Origin of the sequence: Clostridium sp. AF29-8BH, from assembly GCF_003478145.1 — a bacterium.
Classification (GTDB): domain Bacteria; phylum Bacillota; class Clostridia; order Lachnospirales; family Lachnospiraceae; genus Otoolea; species Otoolea fessa.
This window is the reverse complement of sequence record NZ_QUEL01000021.1, coordinates 48,028-55,259: the sequence shown is the minus strand read 5'-3', so window position 1 is coordinate 55,259 and position 7,232 is coordinate 48,028. Positions and strand designations below refer to the sequence as shown.

Genomic DNA, 7,232 nt, shown 5'->3' with positions numbered 1-7,232 from the left:
CAGCGGTTTTGGTATAATTTTTCGTTTCACAGAGCTCTAAAAAGGTACTGAGCTTATAATTTAACACAGATATACTCTCTCCTTTCTGCGTGAATATCTGTATAAGGCGATTTCGTGGGTGGCGGGCTATATCAGATATGAAATAACGCACATCTAGTAGCAAGAATACCTGGGCATTCTTGAATTCGTAGACCAAAATTCAGACTACAGTCTGTATAATACAGATTTATCACTTTATAAAATAACATAATTTCATTTTATTTGATTTATATGCTAAGATCAAGACAAAGAAAAATATTTTTCGTGAATTTCAAAAAAGTATACTAATCTGAATTCATTCATTGCATGACAAAAGAAAGGAGGAAATTTATGAATAAAAAACACCCATCTGCATGGGATCCAGCTATTATGTTGTTAAATATTTTAGTTTCTGTGATTGGTTCAATCATTGGTCTCGAGTTAATTGCCAGATTGGGAATCAGTACAAATACATCCATCATCGGTGCACTGTTTGCAATTATTATTGCCAGAATTCCGTTGAAGATATTCCAGAAATATAAAGATATTAATACCCAGAACCTTGTCCAGACAGCTATGTCAGGTGCAACGTTCGCTGCTTCAAACGGTATTTTCTTATCCATCGGTATTCCTTATCTGTTAGGAAGACATGATCTGGTTATTCCAATGATGGTAGGTGCTTCATTAGCAGTAATCATTGATGCAACGATTCTTTATAAGGTGTTTGATACAGAGATGTTCCCGGCAAAAGAAGCATGGGCACCCGGTATTGCAGCAGCAGAGGCTATGCTGGCAGTTGCTGAAAAGGGAAAGAACTCCGTTATCCTTATGATTGGTATGGTTGGCGGAATCGTTGGAAAGATTTTTGGTATTCCGACCGATATCCTGGGCGTAGGCTGGATTGGAAATATGTGGGCTCTTGGTGCATTTGGCGTGGGCCTTCTGATTTCCGAATACACTCCGAAATTCTTCAACATCAAACTTGGCGATTACTATGTACCTCATGGTGTCATGATTGGTGCCGGATTCGTTGCTCTTATCCAGATGATTCTGATTCTTCAGAAAAAGAGCAAGAAAGAAAAAGAAGCGGCAGCAGCTGAGGCTGCAACTGGAAAGGTAGAAAAGAAAGAATTTACCAGAAGCTTAAAGAGCATGAAGTTCTCCCTTGCAGAAGGTTTTGGCGCATATATTCTGGTATCCATTGTTATGGCAATTATGTGTGGATTTTCGGCAGATATGAGTGCTGGAATGTTCGTATGGTGGATTATCTTTGCAGCACTTTCTGCAATCATTTCCGAGCTGATTGTTGGTATCTCCGCCATGCACTCCGGATGGTTCCCGGCATTTGCAACAGCTTTCATTTTCCTGATTCTTGGAATGCTGTTTGGATTCCCGCCGGCACAGCTGGCAATCCTGGTTGGCTTTACTTCCGCAACCGGACCGGCCTTTGCTGATATGGCATATGACCTGAAATCTGGTTATATTGTCAGAGGCAACGGTGAAGATGTTCCGTTTGAGATGGAAGGAAGAAGACAGCAGTATATTGCAAAAATGGTCAGTGCTGTAATTGCAATTCTGGTTGTTCTCTTTACTTACAAAGCATATTTTGAAAAAGGAATGCTCGCACCGGTTGATGCTGTATATGTGGCAACTATTGATGCAGGAACTAATATGGCAGTAGCAAAGAACCTGATTATCTGGGCTATCCCGGGAGCACTTCTTCAGGCAATCGGCGGTTCAGGCCGTCAGTTAGGTGTTTTATTTGCGACCGGTCTTCTGATTGCTTCTCCGATGGCTGGTATTACAGTACTCGTTGGTCTTTTGATTCGTTACATTGTAGTTAAGAAATATGGTGATCTTGGACAGAGTAAACTGTATATTCTGGGTGCCGGATTCATTACCGGTGCCGCCCTGTACAGCTTCTTCAGCTCCACGATGAACCTTGGAAAGAAACTTAATAAATAAAAATATATATTATAGGAGGAACTTATTATGGAATATCCGGTTGGCGTAGAAATGTCAAACACTTACTTATCATTTGAAGTAACAAGTGCTGCTTTAAAACTGGTACGTGATTTCATGCTTGTAAAAGAGGGTGAAAATGTAGTTATCACCGCTGATACATCTGCAGATTTCCGTGTGGTTGAGGCGGTTGCAGGTGCAGCATATTCAGTTGGTGCAAATCCGGTTATTATTCACTATCCGACTTCCGGAAAAGCGTATGAAGAACCGATTCGCCCGGTTGCAGATGCAGTAGTGCATGCAGATGTATGGATTGAGTTAGCATACTATTGCTCTATGCATACTCCTTGCTTTAGAAAAGCAATGGAGAATGGTGCAAGATTTACTTGCTTAAATGGTATGGATGTTATCATGCTGGTAAATACGGTTGGCCGTGTTGACTATGATGTCCTGATTGAATTTGGTGAGTATCTGACAGATAAAGTTCATCGCTCAAATGAAGTAATTGTTACGGATAAGAATGGAACAAATTTAGTTGGCTACAATCAGGGACGCGGCGTTAAACATTCTGGACAGAGAGCAACCAAGAAGGGCTATCCGGTTATGTTAGGCGGTCAGGTAAGCTGGTGTCCGGTAGAGGAGACTATCAATGGTAAATTAATTTTTGATTCTGCTCTGTTCCCACCGGATACATTAGGTCTTCTTAACAGCAATGTAGAGCTGACCCTGGAAAAAGGTGTTGTAACAAAAATAGAAGGCGGAAAAGATGCTGCTATCTTCGAAAAATGGCTGAATAAATTTAATGACCCGAATATGTTCCGTCTGGCTCATTATTCCATCGGCTTTAACCCGGGCGTAACCAAACCTACCGGACGTATTGTTGAGGATGAGAGACTCTTTGGATGTATCGAGATGGGTATCGGAAGTCAGGGAGCCAGCTTAATGGGAGCTTGCTGGGATGCTGCTGCTCATACAGATGGTATTGTTTCTAAACCGACGATTCTTCTGGATGGCTATAAGTTGGAAGAAAACGGAATCTATGTAGATCCGGAAGCAAGAAAATTCTGTAAAGCACTTGGCGTTGAAGGATATTAATCATTACAATGGTAGTAAACATACCTAAATAATACCTCTAATTGGGAAAGGGCGCTGTCAGAATTGTCAGCGCCCTATTATCTCAAAAGCGTTTATCCTAAATTTTCGTATCAAATTGTATGTACGGGGAGATTATATTTATGGAAAGACAATCTAAAAATGAAAAGCTGCTTCAATATTTTAAAGATATCTGCCGTATTCCGAGACAAACCGGTGACGAGGAAGCGATCAGCCAGTATCTGCTCGATTTTGCAAAAGCCAGAGGCCTGCAGGCAGAACGGGATGCCCATCATAATGTGCTGATTCGGAAACCGTCAACGATTCCTGGATATAAGGGACCAACGGTTATTGTGCAGGGTCATATGGACATTGTCTATGAAAAGAGCGCAGATAGCACTCATAAGTACGAAGATGGTATCCATGTTGTGGAAGAAGATGGTTATTTGAAATCAGCGGATGGAACCTCTCTTGGTGCTGATAACGGACTGGCAGTTGCTTATGCAATGGATTTGCTGGATCGAAATGATCTGCCGCTTCCGGCCCTGGAGATTTTAATTACTTCCAGTGAAGAAGTGGGCCTAGAGGGAGTTAAGCATCTGGAACTTACAGATGTCAAAGGAAGCTATCTGATTAATTTGGATGCAGAAGAAGAAGGTGTTTTCTTTACAAGCTGTGCAGGAGGAGTCAGAACCGATCTTTCTCTTCCGCTGAAATATACGGGCTCAACGGAAGATATTGCATATACATTGACATTATGTGGATTAAGCGGAGGACATTCGGGTCTGGATATAGCTCTTGGAAAAGCAAATGCAATTCAGCTTGTGGGAAGAATTCTTTATCATATTGCTCCATTTGCACGTATTTCTTCGCTGGATGCGCCTGGAAAAGCAAATGCAATTGCATCTAAGGGAACGATTGTTATGCACACATCAAGTCAGGACGAAGAGGCATTATTAAAAGAACTCTCTAAATTGGAAGAAATGCTGAAAGCACAGTTTTCTGAAACAGAAAACCTGTCATTCCGCCTGGAGAAGGAAGAGCAGAAAAAAGAGGTAACTGTGTTTACAAAGGAAACGGTGAATTTGATTATCGAGGCAATTACGTTTCTTCCGTGCGGCGTTATCAGCCGAACCAGAGAAAATGTGGAAATGGTACAGACATCTTCTAATATAGGCAGTATGACGATTCAGGATGGAACACTTGAGTTCCTGTGTTCCGGAAGAAGCTCTGTAAAATTAGAAAAAGCACAGTTAAAAGAAAAAATGCAGATATTATCGAAGGCACTGGAAATGAACTGCACCTTCCATGGTGATTATCCGCAGTGGGAATATCGTAAAGAATCTAAACTTCGTGATATTTGTGCGAAGACATACCGTGAGTATTCTGGAAAAGATGCTGTTTTCACAGGAATTCATGCCGGAATCGAATGTGGATATCTGGCAGAAAAACTGGGAGATCATATCGATATGATTTCCTGTGGTGCAAATCTTTATGATGTTCATACACCGCATGAAAAAGCAGATGTGGAATCTTTCTATCGGATGGAAGAAGTAATTATTGCGATCCTTCAGGAGATTGCAAAAGCTTAGTGTTTAGCACAATATAATATATTAAAGCCCCGGAATCAAAAAATTCCGGGGCTTTTGCTGTGCGTGTATGAAGTTTTACAGTCTCGCAATCACTGCGTCCACATATTCCTCGGTGGTTGCAGTTCCATGCAGATCTCTTGTCAGGTGCTTGCCTTCTGCCAGAACCTCATCCACAGCCTTGCGGATGCGTCCGGCGGTCTCATTTTCACCTAAGTACTCTAACATCATGCAGGCAGACCACAGGAATGCGGTCGGGTTTGCCAGGTGCTTGCCTGCAATATCCGGTGCACTGCCATGTACGGCCTCAAACATAGCATAGTCAGAACCGATATTGCTGGATGGAACGAGTCCCAGGCCTCCGATCAGGCCGCTGCACAGGTCCGAAAGAATATCTCCGTACAGGTTCTGCATTACCATAACATCAAACTGGTTTGGATTCATGACAAGCTGCATGCAGGTGTTATCGATGATTTTATCATCACCTTCAATCTCCGGATATTCCTTTGCAATCTCTTTGAAAATGGAAAGGAACATGCCATCGGACATTTTCAGGATATTTGCCTTATGAATACAGGTTACTTTCTTGCGTCCGTTCTTTTTCGCATACTCGAATGCATCGCGGATAATGCGCTCGCTTGCCTGTCTTGTAACAATCTTAATTGCATGAACCGTATCCGGATTTACCTGCTCCTCTACACCAACATAAAGACCTTCTGTATTTTCGCGGAAAATCACGATATCCACATTCTCAAATGGAGTTTTTACTGCCGCGTTGGACTTAACCGGGCGGATATTGGCATACAGGTCATACTGTCCGCGAAGTGTTACATTCAGGGAGCGGAATCCTTTTCCAACCGGAGTCGTAATCGGGGATTTTAAGAGTACTTTGGTGCGCTCGAAGGAAGCATAAGCTTCCTCTGGAATCAAAGCACCGTTGCGTTTCCACTCATCCTCACCAACATTGAAAATTTCATATTCCAGCGGTGCATCTGCCGCTTTTAAAATCTTTAACACATTATCAACTAACTCCGGACCGATACCATCGCCGCGAAATACTGTAATTTTATGACTCATTTCTTTATCCTCCTTCTTGATTTTCCCAATCGTAACTGTTCAGTACCTTCACAGTCACGCGCAGTAAATGCGCAGACCTACTGAACAGTTACTTCCAATCTTCATATTTTATCGAAAGCTGCCAGAACAGGCTGACAGCTTTTCGAACAAACAACTTCTCAATTAAATTTCACTTACAGAACAACTGCCACAATCAGGTTATATACCGCACAGCAGATAACGCTGATCGGCACTGCCACAAAAAGCAGGCGGTTGAACAGGTGATTTCGGTCTTCCTCGTTTCCGCAGGAACCAAGAATCAGGCTGCCGCCGGATGAGAACGGGCTGATCGCACTGCTCTGTGCACCAAGAATCGTGCAGGCAAAGAGTGCTGCCGGATTTAATCCGGTTGCTGCCGCAAGTCCCGGAATCAGCGGGAACAGGGCCGGTGCTACAACACCGGTTGTAGAGCTGAAGAAACTCATAAATGCGCCTACAAAGCTGAATGCCAGCGGAATCAGGGCTGTCGGAACATTGGAACCAATCCATGCAGATAATGCATCAATGGTACCGGCCTGAACTGCAACGGCGATAAGCATGCCGGCTCCGGCAATCATGAGGATGGTGTTCCACGGCACACGTGCGATAACTTCCTTCTGCGGTGCCAGATCAAAGAGCAGTGCGATGATGGTAAAGCAGAATGCCACCAGTCCTACATCAACCTTTCCGGCAATTTTTCCAATCAGTTCATTGCCAGGAACGGCCATCTTTAAGAGCGGGAATACCAGGACAATCACCATCATCAGAATCATTAAATGCAAGGTTGTTTTCTGTTTCTTGTCAAACGGCTCCGGGCGATTGAACGTTACGCCTTTTCCAATACCGCGGTTGCTCTTGAAACCGAAGCGGAAAATTGCAATCAGAATCAGGGAAAATACAATCGCGAAACCAAAAATTTTCATTTCATCTACAAAGGAATTCGTTGCTTCAAATGCCGGTTCTGCTTCATAAGCAGTATCAATCAGACCGCGGAATACGACGCCCAGCGAAGCTGTGGGGAAGTTTCCGCCTGCCAGTGCACCGCAGTTGATCGCCACCGCACCGGTCAGCTTGTCCATCTTTGCTTCCTCACAGATAAGGATGGTAATCGGTGCCAGGAATGCCAGAACGGTAAAGTATGCAGCGCCCATAACAGAAAGTACAACTGCTACAAAAAATAATGCAAAAGGAAGCATGCCCGGAAACTTACGGCACATATAGAGAAGACTGGCCGACATTTTTTCAAGGGTTCCATTCACAGCTGCAAAGTTGTAAAACAGTGATACTGACAGGATGACGAACATGGTGCTGACCGGCCAGAAGCCAATCAGTTCTTTTGTTTTCAATCCCATGCCAAAACAACCAATCAGGTATGCAAAGGCAATACAGAAAAATCCCGTATTGATTTTCGTTTTATATCCCAATATAACGGCAACCGCAATGGATGCCACCAAAACTGCACTTAACATATGATGC

Annotated in this window: 5 protein-coding genes; 3 read left to right on the top strand and 2 right to left on the bottom strand. The window is 43.2% G+C overall.

The genetic code is table 11. From position 1 onward, the window contains the following. Positions 1–369 precede the first annotated feature (369 nt). The 3 genes from DWZ16_RS12075 (at position 370) to pepD (ending at position 4,664) form a co-directional block, all read left to right on the top strand. Positions 370–1,983, top strand: coding sequence for an OPT/YSL family transporter (locus tag DWZ16_RS12075; protein WP_227589784.1), 1,614 nt, complete (start codon positions 370–372; stop codon positions 1,981–1,983). 27 nt (positions 1,984–2,010) lie between these two features. Beyond that, positions 2,011–3,075 (top strand): aminopeptidase, encoded by a 1,065-nt coding sequence (locus tag DWZ16_RS12070; protein WP_022360655.1) that lies wholly within the window; start codon positions 2,011–2,013, stop codon positions 3,073–3,075. Positions 3,076–3,215: 140 nt separating this feature from the next. Then, positions 3,216–4,664, top strand: coding sequence for a beta-Ala-His dipeptidase (gene pepD / locus DWZ16_RS12065; protein ID WP_182426687.1), 1,449 nt, complete (start codon positions 3,216–3,218; stop codon positions 4,662–4,664). A 75-nt stretch (positions 4,665–4,739) separates the two neighbouring features. Here the strand turns inward: pepD and DWZ16_RS12060 are convergent, their stop codons facing one another. Together DWZ16_RS12060 and DWZ16_RS12055 are read right to left on the bottom strand one after the other, a co-directional pair. Further along, positions 4,740–5,738 carry an isocitrate/isopropylmalate dehydrogenase family protein gene (locus tag DWZ16_RS12060; protein WP_022360657.1) on the bottom strand — a complete coding sequence of 333 codons (999 nt, stop codon included), beginning with the start codon at positions 5,736–5,738 and terminating at the stop codon, positions 4,740–4,742. Between the two features lie 173 nt (positions 5,739–5,911). Beyond that, complete coding sequence (locus DWZ16_RS12055) at positions 5,912–7,225, bottom strand: SLC13 family permease (RefSeq protein ID WP_107001732.1); 1,314 nt, start codon at positions 7,223–7,225, stop codon at positions 5,912–5,914. Positions 7,226–7,232 lie beyond the last annotated feature (7 nt).

Excerpts from the sequence above, each read along its gene's own strand:
- DWZ16_RS12075 (WP_227589784.1), top strand. The coding sequence starts at position 370 with ATGAATAAAAAACACCCATCTGCATGGGATCCAGCTATTATGTTGTTA.
- DWZ16_RS12070 (WP_022360655.1), top strand. The coding sequence starts at position 2,011 with ATGGAATATCCGGTTGGCGTAGAAATGTCAAACACTTACTTATCATTT.
- pepD (WP_182426687.1), top strand. The coding sequence starts at position 3,216 with ATGGAAAGACAATCTAAAAATGAAAAGCTGCTTCAATATTTTAAAGAT.
- DWZ16_RS12060 (WP_022360657.1), bottom strand. The coding sequence starts at position 5,738 with ATGAGTCATAAAATTACAGTATTTCGCGGCGATGGTATCGGTCCGGAG.
- DWZ16_RS12055 (WP_107001732.1), bottom strand. The coding sequence starts at position 7,225 with ATGTTAAGTGCAGTTTTGGTGGCATCCATTGCGGTTGCCGTTATATTG.